At 64.1% G+C, this 20,224-nt stretch carries 14 protein-coding genes and 3 tRNA genes; 12 read left to right on the forward strand and 5 right to left on the reverse strand.

Annotation, left to right across the window (positions count from 1 at the left end; translation table 11 throughout):
- Positions 1–187: 187 nt before the first annotated feature.
- The 3 genes from B5F19_RS13745 to B5F19_RS13755 form a co-directional block, all read right to left on the reverse strand.
- Positions 188–2,344 carry an ABC transporter ATP-binding protein gene (locus B5F19_RS13745; RefSeq protein WP_087291424.1) on the reverse strand — a complete coding sequence of 719 codons (2,157 nt, stop codon included), beginning with the start codon at positions 2,342–2,344 and terminating at the stop codon, positions 188–190.
- On the reverse strand, positions 2,344–4,083 hold the full coding sequence (locus tag B5F19_RS13750) for an ABC transporter ATP-binding protein (protein ID WP_087291426.1): 1,740 nt from the start codon (positions 4,081–4,083) through the stop codon (positions 2,344–2,346). The genes B5F19_RS13745 and B5F19_RS13750 overlap by 1 nt, the downstream gene beginning before the upstream one ends.
- A gap of 170 nt (positions 4,084–4,253) precedes the next feature.
- On the reverse strand, positions 4,254–4,730 hold the full coding sequence (locus tag B5F19_RS13755; protein WP_087291428.1) for a MarR family transcriptional regulator: 477 nt from the start codon (positions 4,728–4,730) through the stop codon (positions 4,254–4,256).
- 256 nt (positions 4,731–4,986) lie between these two features.
- Between B5F19_RS13755 and lexA the strand changes: the two genes are divergently transcribed.
- The 11 genes from lexA to B5F19_RS13810 all read left to right on the forward strand — a co-directional run bounded on the left by lexA (position 4,987) and on the right by B5F19_RS13810 (position 15,726).
- Positions 4,987–5,604 (forward strand): transcriptional repressor LexA, encoded by a 618-nt coding sequence (gene lexA / locus B5F19_RS13760; protein WP_087291430.1) that lies wholly within the window; start codon positions 4,987–4,989, stop codon positions 5,602–5,604.
- 195 nt (positions 5,605–5,799) lie between these two features.
- The gene (locus B5F19_RS13765) at positions 5,800–6,432 is read left to right on the forward strand and encodes a cytidylate kinase-like family protein (RefSeq protein WP_087291432.1); all 633 of its coding nucleotides are present in this window, start codon (positions 5,800–5,802) and stop codon (positions 6,430–6,432) included.
- Positions 6,429–7,079, forward strand: a complete 651-nt coding sequence (locus B5F19_RS13770; protein WP_087291434.1) for a gamma-glutamyl-gamma-aminobutyrate hydrolase family protein — start codon at positions 6,429–6,431, stop codon at positions 7,077–7,079. Before B5F19_RS13765 ends, B5F19_RS13770 begins: the two co-directional genes overlap by 4 nt.
- Positions 7,080–7,141: 62 nt before the next feature.
- Positions 7,142–8,137, forward strand: a complete 996-nt coding sequence (locus B5F19_RS13775; RefSeq protein WP_087291436.1) for a M15 family metallopeptidase — start codon at positions 7,142–7,144, stop codon at positions 8,135–8,137.
- Positions 8,138–8,297: 160 nt separating this feature from the next.
- Positions 8,298–9,119, forward strand: a complete 822-nt coding sequence (gene pgeF, locus B5F19_RS13780) for a peptidoglycan editing factor PgeF (protein ID WP_087291438.1) — start codon at positions 8,298–8,300, stop codon at positions 9,117–9,119.
- Positions 9,116–10,642, forward strand: a complete 1,527-nt coding sequence (locus B5F19_RS13785; protein ID WP_087291441.1) for an ABC transporter substrate-binding protein — start codon at positions 9,116–9,118, stop codon at positions 10,640–10,642. Before pgeF ends, B5F19_RS13785 begins: the two co-directional genes overlap by 4 nt.
- A 62-nt stretch (positions 10,643–10,704) precedes the next feature.
- Positions 10,705–14,394, forward strand: coding sequence for a phosphoribosylformylglycinamidine synthase (locus B5F19_RS13790; protein WP_087291443.1), 3,690 nt, complete (start codon positions 10,705–10,707; stop codon positions 14,392–14,394).
- A 212-nt stretch (positions 14,395–14,606) separates the two neighbouring features.
- Complete coding sequence (locus B5F19_RS13795; RefSeq protein ID WP_087291445.1) at positions 14,607–15,275, forward strand: hydrolase; 669 nt, start codon at positions 14,607–14,609, stop codon at positions 15,273–15,275.
- Positions 15,276–15,431: 156 nt separating this feature from the next.
- Positions 15,432–15,508 (forward strand) — tRNA-Met (locus B5F19_RS13800).
- Positions 15,509–15,547: 39 nt separating this feature from the next.
- A tRNA-Glu gene (locus B5F19_RS13805) sits at positions 15,548–15,622 on the forward strand.
- A gap of 28 nt (positions 15,623–15,650) precedes the next feature.
- Positions 15,651–15,726 (forward strand) — tRNA-Val (locus tag B5F19_RS13810).
- A 377-nt stretch (positions 15,727–16,103) separates the two neighbouring features.
- Here the strand turns inward: B5F19_RS13810 and B5F19_RS13815 are convergent.
- Positions 16,104–16,943: a hypothetical protein gene (locus B5F19_RS13815; protein ID WP_140394238.1), complete on the reverse strand. Its 840-nt coding sequence runs from the start codon at positions 16,941–16,943 to the stop codon at positions 16,104–16,106.
- 127 nt (positions 16,944–17,070) lie between these two features.
- Positions 17,071–17,316: a hypothetical protein gene (locus B5F19_RS13820; protein WP_087291449.1), complete on the reverse strand. Its 246-nt coding sequence runs from the start codon at positions 17,314–17,316 to the stop codon at positions 17,071–17,073.
- Between the two features lie 232 nt (positions 17,317–17,548).
- Here B5F19_RS13820 and B5F19_RS13825 point away from each other — a divergent pair, with 232 nt between their 5' ends.
- Positions 17,549–19,714, forward strand: coding sequence for a Tex family protein (locus B5F19_RS13825; RefSeq protein WP_087291451.1), 2,166 nt, complete (start codon positions 17,549–17,551; stop codon positions 19,712–19,714).
- The last annotated feature ends 510 nt before the right edge of the window (positions 19,715–20,224 follow it).

Raw genomic sequence — 20,224 nt, forward strand, 5'->3', positions numbered from 1 at the left:
GTGGGATCGAATGCCCCGAATGCCTTGCACGGCAAGGCGTTCGGCGAGCGCAGCGAGAACTTTTCCGCCGCTGCGCGGCGGAAAAGTAACGGCATTTTTGCAGGCTGTCAGAAAAGTCCTTGGACTTTTTTGACAGCCTGAAGGCCCCGGCTATGCCGGGGCCTTGTTTTATGTTTGGGAAAGGAAATCAGGACAGCTGAAACTGCCCGGTGTACAGCTGGTAGTACCGGCCCTTCTGCTCCAGCAGCTGGTGGTGGTCGCCCTTCTCCTGGATCTCTCCGTGTTCGATAACCACGATGCAGTTGGAGTTGCGCACGGTGGACAGGCGGTGGGCGATGACAAAGACGGTGCGCCCCTCCATGAGGGCGTCCATGCCCTTTTCGATGAGGGCCTCGGTGCGGGTGTCGATGGAGGAGGTGGCCTCGTCCAGGATCATCACCGGCGGGTCGGCCACGGCCGCCCGGGCGATGGCCAGCAGCTGCCGCTGGCCCTGGGACAGGTTGGCCCCGTCCCCGGTGACCACGGTATTGTAGCCGTCGGGCAGACGGCGGATGAAGGAGTGGGCGTTGGCGCTCTTGGCGGCGGCGATGCACTCCTCGTCGGTGGCCTCCAGCCGGCCGTAGCGGATGTTGTCCATGATGGTGCCGGTAAACAGGTGGGTGTCCTGGAGGACCGCGCCCAGAGAGCGGCGCAGGTCGTCCTTCTTGATGGCCTTTACGTCGATGCCGTCATAGGTGATGAGGCCGCCCTCGATCTCATAGAAGCGGTTGATGAGGTTGGTGATAGTGGTCTTGCCCGCGCCGGTGGAGCCCACGAAGGCGATCTTCTGGCCCGGGTTGGCGTAGACGGTCACGTCCTTCAAAATGCGCTTGCCGGGGACATAGGAGAAGTCCACGTGGTGGAAACGCACCGCCCCCTTCAGCTCGGTGAGGTAGTAGTCCTCGCCCGGCACGTTGCGCACGGTGCCCCGGATCAGGTGCAGGCCCATCTTCCCCTGGTGGTCCGGGTACTTCCAGGCCCAGCGGTGGCCCGACAGAGAGGCCGGATCCGTGACCTCGGTCAGGGTCCCGTCGGGGGACACCTTCACCCAGATGCCCTGGGAGGAGTCCACGCTGGGGGGCAGGAGCTTGAGGCCGTGCTCCGTGGGCTCCGCCTGGCCCAGCTCGGTGAGGGAGTCCTTCTCCCCCACCAGCACGGGCACCAGGGAGAGCCCGGCGGTGCGGGGGGTCTTCCAGGCCCAGATGTGGGGGCGGCCGGAGCCGGTGAAGGCGGACAGAGTGCCGTTGGCGTCCTTCTCCGCCCCCACCAGGGTGACGGAGCCCTGGTCCTCCTCGGGCCGGGTGTCCATCACCTCGAAGATGCGCTCGGCGCCCGCCAGGGCGGAGAGGAGGGTGGTCATCTGCTGGGAGATCTGGTTCAGGGGCTGGCCCACCTGCTTGGAGTAGTTCAGGTACACCACCAGTCCGCCCAGGTCGAAGCCCTGGAGGACGGACAGCAGGCCGCCGAAGGCGGCGGTGAGGGCGTAGCTGATGTTCATCAGGTTGCCGGAGATGGGCATGATGACGCCGGAGTAGAAGTTGGCCTTCTGGGCCGCGTCCCGGTAGGTCTCGTTGAGCTTGCGGAACTGTGCCTTGGCCTGCTCCTCGTGGGTGAAGGCCTTGACCACCTTCAGCCCCTCGATGATCTCCTGGATGTCGCCGTTCACGTCGCCCAGTGCGGCCTGCTGCTTCTGGTAGTAGCGGCGGCTGCGGCCGCCCAGCTTGTTGAACACGGTCATGGTGACCGCCAGCACCAGGGCGGTGACCAGAAAGAGCTTCCAGTTGATGAAGAGCATCATGGCCACCAGACCTACAAACATGAGGCAGCTGGAGCACATGGAGACCACGCTCTGCTCCAGGGCCAGCTGCACGTTGTCCGCGTCGTTGGTGAAGCGGCTCATCAGCTCCCCGTGGGGGTGCTTGTCAAAGTAGGACAGGGGGAGGTTCTGCAGCTTGTCAAACAGGTCGCTGCGCAGGCGGTTCACCCCCCGCTGGGCCAGGCGGACCATGATGGCCGACTGGCTGTAAGTGGCCAGACAGCCCACCAGGTACACGCCCACCAGGGCCAGAATGGCCCGGCCCAGGCCGGCAAAGTCGGTGCAGCCCGACCAGATGAAGTCGTTGATGATGCCCCGCATCATATAGGAGCCGCCGATGTTGGCGCACACTGACGCCAGCAGGCAGCCAAACACCGCCAGCAGGGGCAGCTTGCTGCGGGTCAGATAGCCCAGCAGGCGGCCGACGGTCTTTTTCAGGTCCTTGGGCTTCTGATAGCCCCCCCGGGGGGCGCGATTGGGTCCCGGCATTATCCACCCACTCCTTCCTGCTGGGATTGATAGATCTCCTGATAGATGGGGCTGGTCTTGAGCAGCTCCTCATGGGTGCCCCGGGCGGCGATGTGGTCGTCGTCCAGGATCAGGATCTCGTCGGCGTACTGCACCGAGGAGATGCGCTGGGCGATCATGATGATGGTGGTGTCCTTCAGGTTTTTGGCGAAGGAGGCCCGGATGGCCGCCTCGGTGGTGGAGTCCACCGCGGAGGTGGAGTCGTCCAGGATGAGCACGGCGGGCTTTCTCAGCATGGCCCGGGCGATGCACAATCTCTGCTTCTGCCCGCCGGACACGTTCACGCCGCCCTGGGACAGGTTGGTGTCAAAGCCGTCGGGGAAGGACATGATGAAGTCGTAGGCCTGGGCGTCCTTGGCGGCCTGGATGACCTCCTCCTCGGTGGCGTCCGGGTTGCCCCACTTCAGGTTCTCCCGGATGGTACCCGAGAAGAGGACGTTATTCTGAAGCACCATGCCGATCCGGCCCCGCAGCGCCTCCAGGGGGTAGTCCCGCACGTCCATCCCGTCCACCAGGACGGCTCCGCCGGTGACGTCGTAGAACCGGGGGATCAGATTGACCAGGGTGGATTTGCCCGTGCCCGTCCCCCCCACCAGGGCCACGAACTGGCCCGGCTGTACGGTGAAGCTGATGTGGGAGAGCACGTCGTCCCCGGTGCCGGAGGTCACGTACTTGAAGGACACGTCCCGGAACTCCACCTGGCCCCGGGGAGCGGGCAGCGTCCGCTGAGCGGCGTCCGGCGCATCCTCCACCGAGGGCTCGGTGTTCAGGACCTCGTGGATGCGGTGGGCGCAGGCCTGGGCCCGGGAGAGCTGCAGCAGGGACATGGCCACCATCATCACGCTCATGAGGATCTGGAAAATATAGTTGATGAAGGCCTGGAGGCTGCCCAGGTCAAACTCCGCCCCCATGACCATCCGGCCGCCGAAGTAGAGGACGGCCACCGTGGCCCCGTTCATGGCCAGCATCATCACCGGCAGGATGGCGATGATCCGCAGGCCCACCGCCAGGGCGGCCTCCATCAGCTCGTCGTTGGATTTTTTGAACTTTTTCCGCTCGAAGTTCTCCCGGACGAAGGCCTTGACCACCCGGATGGCCACCAGGTTCTCCTGGAGGGTATTGTTCAGGTTGTCGATGCGCTTCTGCATGGTCTCAAAGAGTTTCGTACAAAGCTTCATCAGCACTCCGATGACCAGTATCATGACAGGGATGACCACCGCCAGCACCAGGGCCAGCCGGGCGTTGAGGGAGATGCTGATGGCCAGGGCGGCAATGAGCATCACCGGGGCCCGCACCAGCATCCGCAGGCCCATGGCCAGCATCATGGTCATGGCGTTCACGTCGTTGGTCATGCGGGTGATGAGGGAGGCGGAGGAGAAGCGGTCGATGTCCGCGAAGGAGAACTCCTGCACCTTGTCGAACAGGCACTGCCGCAGGTTGGCGCCAAAGCCCTGGCTGGCGATGGTGGCGTATTTGGCCGAGCCCACGCCGCAGGCCATGGCGATCAGAGCCAGCGCCAGCATGGCGGCGCCCAGGATAAAGATATAGGTCTCATCTCCGGCGGGGATGGCGGCGTCCACAATCTCCGCCATGACCAGAGGGAGCAGCAGTTCGCAGATGACCTCCAAAACAATCAGAATGGGGGAGAGAACCGCCTGCCGCTTGTAGCCCTGGAGATGGGTCAAAAACAGTTGAAGCAAGAAGATGACCGTCCTTTCGTAGGATTGGGGTGTGTCCGCCGGCGGCCTGGCGCTCCGGTGGTAGAGATTTAGAAGTGGAAAAGTGGAGAAAACGGTGGATAAAGTGGAAAACCAGAAAGAATTTCAGGGAACATTCAGGATACCCCTGAAATTTGGGCGAGCCAGATAGGCTATTTTGACGAATGAGCGGCCCCCTGATCCGGCTGCAGATTGTCCAGCATCCGCAGGTAGAAGCTGCGCATCACGGCCTGCTCCTCGTTGGTGAGCCCGGCGTACATCCGCCGGGACACCCGCCGCAGGCAGGCCAGGCAGTCGTCCACCGCCTGCTGCCCCTTTTCGGTGAGCAGCACCCGGTTGCACCGGGCGTCCCCATCGCCTGGCTCCCGGAGGATGTATCCCTTGCGCTCCAGGGACTTGAGCGAGGTGGTCACCGCCGCCGGGGAGACGTGGAGCAGCCGGGCCAGCTCCCGCTGGGTGCGCACCGGGGTGCCCAGCCGGTGCTCCCCCGTGATGCCCAGCACACACAGCAGCATGGGGTGGCCGATCTCCTGGAGACCGGCGGCGGCCAGCTCCGCCTGGATGGCGTTCTGCCGGGCCTGGTGGAGCTGCCGCTCCAGCACGCCCAGGTCAAAATCCAGATTTGCCATGGGTTGGATTCCCTCCCTTCGAAATATAAAATTAACCCATTGATGGTTAACGTGCTACTCATTTTACTGACCGCCGGAGAAAAGTCAAGGGAGGCCGGGGAAGGTTCAAAGAAAATTCACAATTCCTCCGAGAGCGGCCAAAGGGACTGGAGTGTGGAACATTCGTTTGACTTTTTCGGGGAAATGTGGTACACTTTCAGCAAAGATTCCAGGCGAAGGGGCGTTTCACCGGCGCTGGCCAGGAAGGAGAATGACCATGGGAAACCTGACCCCCAAGCAGCAGCGGATTTACGACTTTATTCAGGACTTCGCCGCCCAGCACGGCTACCCCCCCTCGGTGCGGGAGATCGGCGCGGCGGTGGGCTTGAAATCCCCCTCCACCGTCCACTTCCACCTGAAGGGGCTGGAGGAGGCCGGCATGATCGTCAAGGCGGAGGGCAAGACCCGGGCCATCACCCTGGCCGCCCCCGCGGGGCGGGCCGTGGGGGAGGAGATGGACCCCCGGGCCAACCGGATCCCGGTGGTGGGCAATGTGGCCGCCGGTTCCCCCATTTTGGCGGAGGAGTGCATCGAGGACTACCTCACCTTCGACACCCAGGGGAAGGCGGGGGAGTTCTTTGCCCTGAAGGTGCGGGGGGAGTCCATGCTGAACGCGGGCATCCTGCCCGGCGACCTGGTGGTGGTCCACCGGCAGCCGGAGGCCAACAGCGGCGAGATTGTGGTGGCGCTCTTTGAGGATGAGGCCACGGTAAAGACCCTGCGCCGCCGGGACGGCAAGGTCTGGCTCATGCCCGCCAACGACGACTACGAGCCCATCGACGGCACCCATGCCCAGATCGTGGGCAAGGTGGTGGCCGTGGTGCGGCGGTATTGATTTGAATGACGAGAACGGTCCAGGACCGGTTCGGCGGAGGCCGAACCGGTCCTTTTGCGTCAAAGCAGAAACCGCCGGTCCAATCACAGGTTTTCGTTGTCATCCCCCCGGAAAGACGCTATAATAAAAATAGACCCGCAGACCGCTCGCAGGAGCGGTTTCAAGGATCGTCCATTTGGACAGGAGGTGCCTTGTATGAGCAACTATGTGATTTCCATCAGCCGTGAGTTCGGCAGCGGAGGGCGGATGATCGGCAAGCAGCTGGCCGCCCGCCTGGGCATCCCGTGCTATGACCGGACCCTGATTCAGAAGACGGCGGAGAAGAGCGGCCTCTCCCCGGAGTTTATCGCCCGGGCGGAGGAGCGGGCCCGGAGCCGGATTCATCTGCCGCTGGCCTCCCTGGGAACCGGGGTGGCGGCCTATACCCAGCAGGGGGTGCCTGTGAGCCTCCAGGCGTTTTTCGCCCAGTCGGAGGTCATCCGGGAGCTGGCCGACGAGGGCCCCTGCGTCATCGTGGGCCGGTGCAGCGATTATGTGCTGGGGGAGCGCCCCAACTGTCTGAAGGTGTTTATCCACGCCGACCTGGCCGACCGGGTGACCCGGTGCGCCGAGGAGTACCACATCGAGGCCGCCAATATGACCGAGCGGGTGAAGGAGATCGACCGGGGCCGGGCCAACTACTATAACTACTACACCGGGCACAACTGGGGTGAGATGCGCCAGTATGATCTGACCCTCAACTCCAGCGTCACCGGCGTGGACGGGGCGGTGGAGCTCATCGCCACGCTGGTCCGCCTGTGGGAGAAGCGGGACCAGGAGAGCCGGTGAGACGCCCGGCCGTGCCGCCCGCCATCCAGATCTCCGGGCCGGAGGGGCGGATGGATCACTACATCCGGGCGGTGGAGCGGGCCGGCGGGGCTCCGGTCCCCGGCTATGCCCCGGAGCCCGACTCCCACTGCCTGGGACTGGTGCTGTGCGGGGGAGGGGACCTGGACCCGGCCTGGTTCGGCCAGGAGGACCGGGGCTCCCACCCGCCGGATTCCAGACGGGATGCGGCGGAGCTGGCGCTGGTCCGGACCTGGCTCTCCTGGGGCAGGCCCATCCTGGGAATCTGCCGGGGGATGCAGGTGATCAATGTGGCTCTGGGCGGGACCCTGTTTCAGGACCTGGGGGCGGAGCGCGCCGCCCTGCACCAGGGGGAGGAGGACGTGTTCCACCCCGTCCGCACCGCCCCGGGAAGCCTGCTGGAGGGCCTGTTTGGCGAGAACGCCCTGGTGAACAGCGCCCACCACCAGGGGGTGGACCGGCTGGGCGAGGGACTTGTGCCCGCCGCCTGGGCCCCGGACGGGACGCTGGAGGGGCTGGAGCACCGGAGTCTCCCGGTAGTGGGGGTGCAGTTCCACCCGGAGCGGCTGCCAAACGGCGGGGGAGACGGTCTGTTCCGCTGGCTGATGGAGCGGGCGGTCCAACGCTGAGCGGCAAGCGCAGAGCTCCCCCTGGGGGGACATATACGTCTGAGAGATAAAGAGGAACGACTATGAAAGTGACCAAAGGGGTGATCTGGGCGCTGGCGGGGGTCCTGACCCTGGGGGCTGTCCTGGGGGGCGGCCCGGTGTGGACGGCCGCCCTGGCCCACGCCGGGGAGGAGCCCCCCTCCGGCGCCGTTCCGGCGGTGCCGGGGAAGGGGGTGCCGGAGCAGCTGGCCCTGGCCCGGCTGGGCGGACTTGGGCTGACGGAGGAGGACGCCGAGGCCCTCTGGGCGGACCTGGGGGAGGACCGCCGCCGGGAGCTGATCCGGTCCCTGGGGGCGCCGGAGTGGCTGGACTACCTGGCCTTCGGCTTCTCCTGGTGGGACCGGCTGGACCGGTATGAGGCCTACCACGCCCAGCACCCGGAGCTGACGGCGGAGGAGGCGGTGGTGCGGGTGAACATCGGCCTGGACGCCCCGCCCTATGGGGACCCGGAGGAGGTGGAGGACCCGGACAGCCTCACCGCCCTGGTGAACCAGTACCACGCCCTCCCGGCGGACTACGCCCCCAAGGTGGTCTATCTGACCGCCGCCTACACCAACCAGCGGGACCGCCTGCGGCCGGTGGCCTGCCGGGCCTTTATGGAGATGGCGGACGCCGCCGCCCGGGAGGGGCTGCGGATCTATAACGCCTCGGCCTACCGATCCTACACCACCCAGAAGTGGGTGTACCAGCGCTATGTGAATCAGGAGGGGGCCCAGGAGGCGGACACCTACTCCGCCCGGCCCGGGTGCTCGGAGCACCAGACCGGGCTGGCCCTGGACATCAACACCGCCAGCCTCAGCGACCACTTCGAGGAGACGGAGGAGTACGCCTGGCTGGTGGAGAACAGCTGGCGCTACGGCTTCATCCTCCGCTTCCCGGAGGGGAAGGAGGAGATCACCGGCTATCAGTTCGAGCCCTGGCACTACCGCTATGTGGGACCGGCGGCGGCCCGGGTCTGCTATGAGAACGGGTGGACCCTGGAGGAGTACCACGCCCGGCAGCCTGCTCCGGACCGGTAGTAGGGGCCGATTTGTGAAATTTGTCGCATAAAGTGGGAATGGGGGGTCAGATTCTCCTTTTATGCGACTTGCCAGTGGGTGGGATTTCGAGTACAATAGCGTCATCCGGCCAATCGCGGCCCGGAATCTGCCATATCTGAAATGAAAAGGAGGGAACGCCATGGAAATTGTCCGAGAGGAGCGCCGTGGCGTCCTTTTTTATGTCTGCCCGGAGATGCGGGAGGCGGGGTTCCCCCACGGCTTCTCCACCCGGGTGGGGGGCGTGTCTCCCGCCCCCTGGGACAGCCTGAATTTGGGTGGGAGCTGCGGGGACGACCCGGAGCGGGTGAGCGAGAACTTCCGCCGCTTCTGCGCCGCCATCGGGGCCGACCCGGACTGCCTGGTGAAAAACCAGCAGGTCCACGGGGACCGGGTGCGCCTGGTCACCCGGGCGGACCGCATGGCCTTCCCCGGAGAGCCGGGGACGGTGGAGGCCGACGGGCTGATGACCCGGGAGGCGGGGGTGTGCCTGGCGGCCTTCTCCGCCGACTGCATCCCGGTGCTTCTGTGCGACCCGGCGACCGGGGCGGCCGCCGCCGTCCACGCCGGCTGGCGGGGCACCGCCCTGGGCATCGCCGCCCGTGGAGTGGAGCGGATGGCGGAGGCCTTCGGCGCAAGGCCCGGGGACATCCTGGCGGCCATCGGCCCGGGCATCTCCACCTGCTGCTTTGAGACCCACGCCGACGTGCCGGACGGCCTGCGGGCGGGAATGGGCGCTGGGGCGGAGCCCTATATCAACCCCATCCCCGGCACGGGAAAATACCACGTGGACCTGAAAGGCGCCAACCGCGCCTGGCTGCTCCGGGCGGGGGTGGCCCCCGAGCACATCGCTGTGTGCGATGCCTGCACCGCCTGCGGCCGGGAGATCTTCTGGTCCCACCGGAAGATGGGGACGGCCCGGGGGAGCATGGCCGCCCTGATCCAGAGGGGAGGGGAGATATGAGACGGCTGTCTGCCCTGATCCTGGCCTGTATCCTGCTGCTGGCCGCCTGCGGCGCTCCGGCGGAGGGGAGCGCCTCCGCCTCGGCCAGCGGCGCTTCCAGCTCCAGCTCCAGCGCCTCCGCCTCGGTCCAGACCCAGCCGGAGGAGACGGCGGCCAGCGCCCCCTTTACTCTGGCGGCCTGCCCCGCGTACAGCTTCCACCCGGTGCTGGCGGAGAACTCCGTCAACCTGACCCTGGCCCCCCTGATGTACGAGGGGCTCTTTACCCTGGACAGCGCCTTCCAGGCCCAGCCCGTGCTGTGCCAGAGCTACTATGTCAGTGAGGACGGCCTCACCTGGACCTTCACCCTCCAGCCGGGGATCGCCTTCTCCGACGGGACCCCCCTCACCGGGGAGATTGTGGCCCAGGCCCTCCAGACCGCCCGGGGGGAGGGCTCCCGGTACGCCTCCCGGCTCGCCTCCGTCTCCTCGGTCCAGGGGAGCGGGGACCAGGTGTCCGTCACCCTCACCCAGCCCAACGGGGCCCTGGCGGAGCTGCTGGACATCCCCATCGCCCTGGGGGAGGGGGACCGCCCATTGGGCACCGGCCCCTATGTGCTCACCGACAGCGGCGGCAGCCTGAGCCTCACCGCCCGGAGCGACTGGCACGGAGGGGCGGAAAACCTGCCCATCGCCCAGATCCCGCTGGCCTCCATGACCCGGGCGGATGGGCTCATGTCCGCCTTCAACGCCGGAGAGATCACCCTGATGGATGTGGACCTGACGGGGAGCAGCGACCTGGGCTCCTCCGGCCGGTATGAGGTGTGGGACTACAACACCACCCAGATGCTGTACCTGGGCTTCAACGCCCAGCAGGGCCTGTGCCGGGACGCGGATGTGCGCAGGGCCATCGCCCAGGCGGTGGACCGGCAGGATGTGGTGGACTCCATCTTCGCCCGCCACGGGACGGCGTCCGCCCTGCCCATCCACCCGGACTCCCCCTGGTACAACGACGCGGTGGCCGGGGAACTGGCCTACGACCCCGCCGTGCTGGCCGATCAGGGGCTGGAGGGGCGCCCGCTCACCCTGGTGGTGAACATCGAGAACACCGCCAAGAGCGCCGTGGCCAACTATGTGGAGCAGCAGCTGGAGAGCGCCGGCCTGGTGGTCACGGTGGACCGCCTCCCCTGGGAGGAGTACCAGGAGACGGTGGCGGCGGGAGACTTTGACCTGTACATCGGGGAGGTCTATCTGACGCCCGACTTTGATCTGTCCCCCCTGCTGGGGCCGGGCGGGAGCCTGAACTACGGCGGCTGGACCAGCAGTACGATCAGCGGCCTGCTGTCCTCATTCCGGACGGCGCAGGGGGATGCCCGGGCGGCCGCGGCCGCCAGCCTGTGCCTGCATCTGGTTCAGCAGGCGCCCATCGCCCCCATCTGCTTCCGAAGCGGCACCGTCCTCACCCAGTACGGGCGGGTGGAGGGGCTGTCCCCTGTCTATGGAAATATCTTCTCCCAGCTGGATAGCTGGACCATTCAAGAGTAAATTCCCGGAAGGACAATGGAAATGACCGCGCGGGCGGGTCCCGGCGGTAAGGAGGAAAAGAAATGAGTGTATTTCGCTGTTATTCGGAAAAGAAGCCCGGCTTCGACGTGGAGGCCCGGGGCCTGTGCGGCCAGCTGCGGGAGCAGCTGGGGATTGACGCCCTGGAGGGCGTGCGCATCCTGAACCGGTACGACGCCGACCGCATCGCTCCGGAGGTGTATGAGGCCGCCAAGACGGTGGTCTTCTCCGAGCCCCAGGTGGACGACGTGTACGACGAGACCTTCCCCGTCCCCGAGGCCCCCCACAGCGTCCTGGCGGTGGAGGCCCTGCCCGGACAGTTCGACCAGCGGGCCGACTCCTGCGCCCAGTGCATCCAGCTCCAGTCCGGGGTGGACCGCCCCCTCATCGCCGCCGCCAAGGTGTACCTGCTGATGGGGACGCTCACCGAGGGCGACCTGGACAAGATCCGCCGCTACCTCATCAACCCTGTGGAGAGCCGGGAGGCCTCCATGGACAAGCCCGCCACCCTGGAGCAGGAGCACGAGACCCCCGACTCGGTGACTGTGGTGGAGGGATTTATTGGCCTGGATGAGGCGGGGCTCAAGGACCTGCTGGACTCCCTGGGGCTGGCCATGGACCTGGACGACCTGAAATTCCTCCAGGCCTACTTCCGGGACCAGGAGAAGCGGGACCCCACCATCACCGAGGTGCGGGTGGTGGACACCTACTGGTCCGACCACTGCCGCCACACCACCTTCTCCACCCACCTGGATGACATCCAGATCGATGACCCAGAGGTGAAGGCGGCCTATGAGCAGTATCTGGCCGCCCGGGTGGAGGTCTACGGGGAGGAGAAGGCAAAGAAACGTCCCCAGACCCTCATGGACCTGGCCACCATCGGGGCCAAGACCCTGAAGAAGCGGGGCCAGCTCCCCGAGCTGGACGAGAGCGAGGAGATCAACGCCTGTTCCATCCACGTCCCCGCCCAGGTGGACGGCCAGGAGCAGGACTGGCTGCTGATGTTTAAAAACGAGACCCACAACCACCCCACCGAGATCGAGCCCTTTGGCGGCGCGGCCACCTGCATCGGCGGCTGCATCCGCGACCCCCTGTCCGGCCGCGTCTTTGTCCACCAGGCCATGCGGGTGACCGGCGGCGGCGACCCCCGGGTGCCTCTGTCTCAGACCACCCCCGGAAAGCTGCCCCAGCGGAAGCTGGCCACCACCGCGGCGGCGGGCTACTCCTCCTACGGCAACCAGATCGGCCTGGCCACCGGCCACGTGGCCGAGGTGTACCACCCAGGGTACATCGCCAAGCGCCTGGAGTGCGGCGCGGTGGTGGGCGCCGCCCCGGCGGAGAATGTGCGCCGGGAGCGCCCCGCCCCCGGCGACGTGGTCATCCTGCTGGGCGGCCGCACCGGCCGGGACGGCATCGGCGGGGCCACCGGCTCCTCCAAGAGCCACAACCAGAAGTCCCTGACCACCATGGCCTCCGAGGTCCAGAAGGGCAACGCCCCCGAGGAGCGGAAGATCCAGCGGCTGTTCCGCCGGGGCGAGGTCACCCGCCTCATCAAGCGGTGCAACGACTTCGGCGCCGGCGGCGTGTCCGTGGCCATCGGCGAGCTGGCCGACGGCCTGAGCATCGACCTGGACGCGGTGCGCAAGAAGTACGAGGGCCTGGACGGCACTGAGCTGGCCATCTCCGAGTCCCAGGAGCGCATGGCGGTGGTGGTCGCCCCCGAGGACGCGGAGAAGTTCATCGCCGCCGCCCAGGAGGAGAACCTGGAGGCCTATCAGGTGGCCGTGGTCACCGAGAGTCCCCGCATGGTCATGACCTGGAAGGGCCAGACCATCGCAAACCTGTCCCGGGAATTTTTGAACACCAACGGCGCGGTGAAGCACGCCGGCGTCTCCGTGCCCAAGCTTGCCGGCGGCGGCGTGGAGCGCCCCTCCTCTCTGAAGGAGATGGCCGCCAGCCTGAAGAGCGCCAGCCGCCGGGGACTCACCGAGCGGTTTGACGGCTCCATCGGGGCGGGCAGCGTCCTCATGCCCTTTGGCGGAAGGACGCAGCGCACCCCCGCCCAGGCTATGGCCGCTCTGCTCCCCGTCCTGCCCGGCCAGGAGACCGACCAGGCCAGCGTCATGGCCTGGGGCTTTGACCCGGACCAGATGATGGAGGACCCCTTCTTCGGGGCCTACTGCTCTGTGGTGGCGTCATTGGCCAAAGTGGCAGCCGCCGGCGGGGACTATAAAAAAGCCTACCTCACCTTCCAGGAGTTCTTTGAGAAGCTGCGCAGCGAGCCGGAGCGCTGGGGCAAGCCCTTCGCCGCCCTGCTGGGCGCTCTGAAGGCCCAGCTGGACTTCGGCCGGGCGGCCATCGGCGGCAAGGACTCCATGTCCGGCTCCTTCAACGACCTGGACGTGCCCCCCACCCTCATCTCCTTCGCCATTGCCCCCATCAAGGCCGGCGAGGTCCTGTCCCCCGAGTTCAAGGAGGCGGGGCATCCAGTATACCGCTTTGCCCCCGAAAATGACAGCGCCCAGGCGCTGAAGACAGCTTGGGAGGCATTCTACGACCTGCACCGGCAGGGCAAGGTGAAGGCCGCCTGGGCGGTGGAGAACAGCTTGGCCGAGGCAGTCATGAAGATGTCCTTTGGCAACTCTATCGGCTTCCAGACCGGGCTGGAGGATGTAAACTGGTATGCCCCCTGTGCCGGTGCCATTGTGGCGGAGCTCACAGAGGAGATCAACCTGGACTGTGCCCGCCGGATCGGCGAGACTACCGAGGCCCCCTTCGTCGCTCTGCCCGGCGACGCGGTGTCCATCCAGGAGCTGCTCCAGCTCAACGAGGACGTGCTGGAGAAGGTGTACCCCACCCGCGCCGGCACCACCGAGGCGGTGGAGCCTATCTCCTGGGACAAGCGCTCCATCGCCGTGTGCAAGCATAAAGTGGCCCGGCCCAAGGCGGTCATCCCCGTATTCCCCGGCACCAACTGCGAGTATGACACCGCCCAGGCCTGCCTCCGGGCGGGCATCGAGCCGGAGATTATCGTCATCCGCAACCTGTCCACCGACCTGCTGGCCCAGTCGGCCCAGGCCCTGGAGAAGGCCATCCGGTCGGCCCAGATGGTGGTCCTCCCCGGCGGCTTCTCCGGCGGCGACGAGCCCGACGGCTCCGGCAAGTTCATCGCCTCCTTCCTGCGCTCCCCCGCCCTGTCCGACGCGGTCATGGACCTGCTCAAAAACCGGGACGGCCTGATGCTGGGCATCTGCAACGGCTTCCAGGCCCTGGTGAAGCTGGGTCTGGTGCCCTACGGGGAGATCCGGGACATGGATGCGGACTGCCCCACCCTGACCTATAACCTCATCGGCCGCCACCAGTCCAGCTATGTCACCACCCGGGTGGCCAGCGTCAACTCCCCCTGGATGCTCAAATCTCAGGTGGGCGACCTGCACACCATCCCCATCTCCCACGGGGAGGGCCGCTTCGTGGCCCCCGCCCAGGTGATCGCCGAGCTGATTGCCCACGGCCAGGTGGCCACCCAGTACGTCAACGCCGCCGGACAGCCCACCATGGACATTGACGCCAACCCCAACGGCTCCATGGAGGCCATCGAGGGCATCTTCTCCCCCGACGGCCGGGTCTTCGGCAAGATGGGCCATCTGGAGCGCCGGGGCCCCTTCGTGGGCGTGAACATCCCCGGCAACAAGCATCAGCCCCTCTTTGAGTCCGGCGCGGAGTATTTCCGCTGATTTTCTCACATTCTGCCATTTTGCACAAAAAATCGGGTCCGGTGCCGCCCTTTCGGCGGCTTCCGGGCCCGGTTTTCCACAGGGGGGACCAAACCGAAAAAAATTTACATTTTGCCTCCTACCCCTGGCCCCCGTCCCGTGGTATAATTAGGACGTCAAGAAAATCGGAAAATTCAAGCGCGGCGGCGCGCCGCGCGGAAAGGAAGGTGCCTATGAAACAGATTCCAGAGTACAAGGGGACTCTGCGCAGCCATCTGCTCACCATCCCCCACTGCATCAGCGAGTGCAGCGGCATCCGGGTGTTCGGCCGGAGGATCAAATCCCTGGTCTTCTCCACCGACGTGGCCATCATTAAAAACGTGAATGCGGACGCCATCATCGCGGTCTACCCCTTCACGCCCCAGCCCTCCATCACCCAGGCCATCATCAGCGTCTCCGACGTGCCCTGCTTTGTGGGGGTGGGAGGCGGCGTGACCAGCGGGGACCGCTCGGTGCGCATGGCCGAATTTTCGGAGAACCAGGGGGCCTTCGGCGTGGTGCTCAACGTCCCCATCGCCAATGAGACGATCACCAAGATCAAGCAGGTGGTGGACATTCCCGTCATCACCACCATCGTCTCGGAGGAGATGGACATTGGCGGCCGGCTGGCCGCCGGTGCGGATATCCTCAACGTGTCCGGCGCGGCCAAGACCCCGGAGATCGTCGCCCACATCCGGGAGAAATTCCCCGACGTGCCCATCATCGCCACCGGCGGCCCCAGGGATGAGGACATCCTCCGCACCATCCGGGCGGGGGCCAACGCCATTACATACACGCCGCCCACCACCGCCCAGCTGTGCTCCGAGATCATGGTGGACCACCGCAGCAAATTTGAGAAGTGAGCCAGGGGAGCCTGACGGCCCTCCGGCCCGATCCCGGGGGAGCGTCTGCTCCCTCGGGAAGAAAAAATAAAAAAGTTTGAAAAACCTGTTGACAATTCCGGGGGAATACGCTATAATCTCTCTTGCCCTGTTCGAGAGGACAGGCCCCTTCTAAAAGGCGGCATAGCTCAGTTGGCTAGAGCACTCGGTTCATACCCGAGTTGTCCCCGGTTCGAATCCAGGTGCCGCTACCACTTTATCAAGTTCGGACACCAGTCCGTTCCATATAAAACGGCCCGGTGGTCAAGCGGTTAAGACTCCGCCCTTTCACGGCGGCAACACGGGTTCGAGTCCCGTCCGGGTCACCACCTCACTTCCCCGCCGTTTCTCCTACATGGAGGCATAGCTCAGCCGGTAGAGCGTCCGCCTCACACGCGGAAGGTCACAGATTCGAGTTCTGTTGTCTCCACCACATTGCAACAAGTCCGAACCGAGAGGTTCGGGCTTGTTGGTTTTCTGCCCTGTTCGGCGGTACACCGCCTCCAACGGGTCAGGTCACAGATTCGAGTTCTGTTGTCTCCACCACATTGAAACAAGCCCGAACCGAGAGGTTCGGGCTTGTTGGTTTTCTGCCCTGTTCGGCAGTACACCGCCTCCAACGGGTCAGGCCGCAGATTGGAGTTCTGTTGTATCCACCACTTTCTCCTATAGTAGCCGCCGCTATTCCGTATAGAATTACTTCCTTTTCAAGAACGATGGTGATTTTATAAAAATTTGAAAATTTCTTTTAATTCAATGAAAATTTAAATAAACATAGAAGCTCCATCTGAAATGATGGAGCTTCTATGTTTATTTAACTATATTAAAGTCAAAAATGTAGTCTTGAAGGGGCTGGTTCCAGTCATATGTACTTGCCTCCATAATTATCTGGAATGGTTCTTGTTGGATGGCAGGAAATACTACGACACCTTCTGTTGTTATTCCTGTTCGTATGCTTGATTGTAATTCTGGATAGTCGGCCATATAATTAGGCGTATACTCATGCTGTGTACCATTCTGTATCAAAACCATATTAAAGCCGTATAAACTAAATTCGCTGCTTCCGTTGTTTGTTACAGATATATAAGCCCGTGTTTCTTTTTCGGCAAGTTCTACGCTCTGAACAGTTACTGAATACCCATACTGCTCAACAGTATTGTTAATTGCTGTAGCGGTAGCAATCGTTGGCCTCACAGCATCTTTGTATGATATTACTTCGAGTGTATCCGCTTGTATGGCAGGTGCAACAATTTGCCCGCCCATCATATTTTTGCCTTCAAACACATCAATGACAGTTCCAGAGATACGAACATATTGTCCATCTTCAAGTGTTAATTCAGGGTCAAAATAAGCTATAACGGTGTTATAATCTATATTTTCTGGGTCTGCCCACATTTGGAAGTATATACCGTCGCCATCATAATCAACGCCACCAAAAATGATGCCCACAAGTTCAACGGTTGATCCAATATAATCTGATGGATTCGAGTACATCCGCTTGACTTCACTATCACTCAACGGTTCGGCTGGAGTTTCAGAAGATTCTGTATCATTATTACCAGACCCAGGAGTTGTGGAAGGTGTAGTACACCCAACTAATATGGAAAGTAGAACGATTAAAAGTGCTCCCACACAAAATCTATTTTTCACGTTATTTTCCTCCCTTTAGTATGGCTTTTTCAATACTCGATAATCTGCCCTATGCTACATTCAACATTTCCTATGATAGGTATTTTACCATTTTTTATTTGTGCATACAATGACACCCCCCAAATTTTTAATTCCAGGCTTTATTTATCCACTTGTACTGTATTGTGCTGTCAGTTTGACATTTATTCTCGAATACAAATTGAAGGCTGATAAAAGAGTTCTCCCCGACGATGATTTTTGTATAACACGATCCAGTGTTCAAAAATAAGGTAACAAGTAAAAGCATACGACTGGTTGCTAAGTAGCGAAGCCAGCGGGCGGCAGGATGAACGGCGCACCGCATTGCCGCCCGGCGGAATGCTTCGTCCGCCATGGAAGTACACCTTCTGAGACGGGCTGGTCTCCCGGGGCCCCGGAGGAGGTCCCCTTGAAACGGGCCTCATAAGAATACCCGCCGGGGGAGCAAAATATCCCAGCGCGAAAAAAGAAATTTCACATTCTTCAAAATTTGCAGAATCTGTATGCCCGGATTGCAAGTCGCCCCTGGACTTTTTTCGAATTTTCAGCTAAACTAAAAGGTACGATTAACAAAGGAGCGTGTCCAGATGGATGCAATGATACAGCGGCTGGCTCAGGAGCTGGAGCGGCCGGCACACCAGGTGGAAAATGTAGTCCATCTCATTGACGAGGGAAACACCATCCCCTTTATCGCCCGCTACCGAAAGGAGCTCCACGGCTCCATGGACGACCAGCTCCTGCGGCAGTTGGCCGAGCGCCTTCAGTACCTGCGGAATCTGGAGGCCCGGAAGGAGGAGGTGCGCTCCGCCATTGAAGGCCAGGGCAAGCTGAATTGCAGATTGAAGGCCGCCTTGGCGGCGGCCGAGACGCTGGCGGAGGTGGAGGACCTGTACCGGCCCTACAAGCCCAAGCGCCGCACCCGGGCCACCATTGCCCGGGAGAAGGGGTTAGCTCCCTTGGCGGAGCAGCTGTCCGCCCGGGGTGGAGCTCCGGTGGTCCCTGAGGAGGCCGCCCGGGCCTATGTGGACCCGGAGAAAGGGGTGGAGACGATCCAGGACGCCCTCCAGGGGGCCAGCGACATCCTGGCGGAACAGATCTCCGACGACGCTGTGGTCCGGAAGAAGCTCCGTCAGCAGTATCTGAAACGTGCCATGCTAGTATCCAAGGCGGCGGACGCGGAGCCAAAGGACAGCGTCTACCGCCTCTACTACGGCTTCAAGTGCCCGGTGGGCAAGGTCCAGGGGTACCAGACCCTGGCCATCAACCGGGGGGAGCGGGAGGGCTTCCTGAAGGTGTCGGTGGAGCTGGACCCGGAGTCCGCCCATGTGACGGTGCGCCGGGCGGCGGTGCCCGGCCGGGCCTGTATGGACTTTGTCCGGGCCGCGGCGGACGACGCCTGCGACCGGCTGATCCAGCCCTCTATGGAGCGGGAGATCCGCAGCTACCTCACCGACCAGGCGGACGAGGGGGCCATCCACATGTTCGCCCTGAATCTGAAGCCCCTGCTCATGCAGCCCCCGGTGAAGGGGAAGGTGACCATGGGTCTGGACCCGGGCTACCGCATGGGGTGCAAGGTGGCGGTGGTGGACGGCACCGGCCGGGTGCTGGACACGGCGGTGGTCTACCCCACCCACGGGAAGCGCCAGAAGGAGGAGGCCATCGAGACCCTCTCCAAGCTGGTGAAGAAGCACAGGGTGCAGCACATCGCCATCGGCAACGGCACCGCCAGCCGGGAGACCGAGCAGATGACGGTGGAGCTCATCCGCCGCCTGGGGGGAAACCTGCGGTACATGATCGTCAACGAGGCGGGGGCCTCGGTGTACTCCGCCAGCAAGCTGGCCGCCGAGGAGTTCCCCCAGTTCGACGTGAACCTGAGAAGCGCGGTGTCCATCGCCCGGAGGCTCCAGGACCCCCTGGCCGAGCTGGTGAAGATCGACCCCAAGGCCATCGGCGTGGGTCAGTACCAGCACGACATGCCCCAGGCCCGCCTGGGGGAGGCTCTGGACGGGGTGGTGGAGGACTGCGTCAACGCGGTGGGGGTGGATGTGAACACCGCCTCCCCCTCCCTGCTGCGGCGGGTGTCCGGCCTGAACGCCGCCACCGCCAAGAACCTGGTGCTGTACCGGGAGGAGCACGGGGCCTTCACCGCCCGAAAGCAGATTCTGAACGTGCCCAAGCTGGGGCCCAAGGCCTTTGAGCAGTGCGCCGGCTTCCTGCGGGTGCCTGAGAGCCCGGCGGTGCTGGACCACACCGGGGTCCACCCGGAGAGCTACGCCGCCGCCCAGAAGCTGCTGGAGGCCTGCGGCTGCACCCTGGAGGACGTGAGCGCCGGGAAGATCAGCGGCTTGAAGGAAAAGGCGGAGGCCCTGGGGCTGGAGGCCTTGGCGGAGACCTGCGGGGTGGGCGTGCCCACCCTGACGGACATCATCAAGGAGCTGCTCAAGCCGGGCCGGGACCCCCGGGACGAGCTGCCGCCCCCCATTCTGCGCACCGATGTGATGGAGCTCAAGGACCTGAAGCCGGGGATGGAGCTCCAGGGGACGGTCCGCAATGTCATCGACTTCGGGGCCTTTGTGGACATCGGCGTCCACCAGGACGGCCTGGTCCACATCAGCCGCCTGCCCAGGCGGGTGAAGCACCCCTCGGAGGTCCTCTCCGTGGGGGATATCATCACCGTGTGGGTGGTGGACGTGGACGAGAAGCGGGGCCGGATCGGCCTGACCATGCAGGACCCCAACAGCAAACAGGCTTGAACAAAAATGTCCCCGCCGCAGCTGCGGCGGGGACATTTGGCTGTCTGGAATTTGGAGGCGCGGGCTCCTGGGCAAGCCCGGCAGGCTGGAGGCTGGGAGGGGGTTCTTACAGGCGCTTCTCCAGCTCCGCCTTCCGGGCCTCGTAACCGGGCTTGCGCCCGCCGGGTCAGACCCCGGCGGGGACCCTTCGGGATTGAAACGCCTCCGGGCGAAGTGAATTCGCCCTTCGGCAAATTCCTCCGCCTGCGGCGGTGGAATTTACGGCGCAGGCGCCGTTGCCCGCGCAGAGCGCGGGCCCTGGGCAAGCCCCGCAGGCTGGAAGCTGGGAGCGGGTTCTTACAGGCGCTTCTCCAGCTCCGCCTTCCGGGCCTCATAGCCGGGCTTGCGCCCGCCGGGTCAGGCCCCGGCGGGGACCCTTCGGGATTGAAACGCCTCCGGGCGAAGTGAATTCGCCCTTCGGCAAATTCCTCCGCCTGCGGCGGTGGAATTTACGGCGCAGGCGCCGTTGCC

This window comes from Pseudoflavonifractor sp. An184, from assembly GCF_002160305.1.
GTDB classification, from domain to species: domain Bacteria; phylum Bacillota; class Clostridia; order Oscillospirales; family Oscillospiraceae; genus Lawsonibacter; species Lawsonibacter pullicola.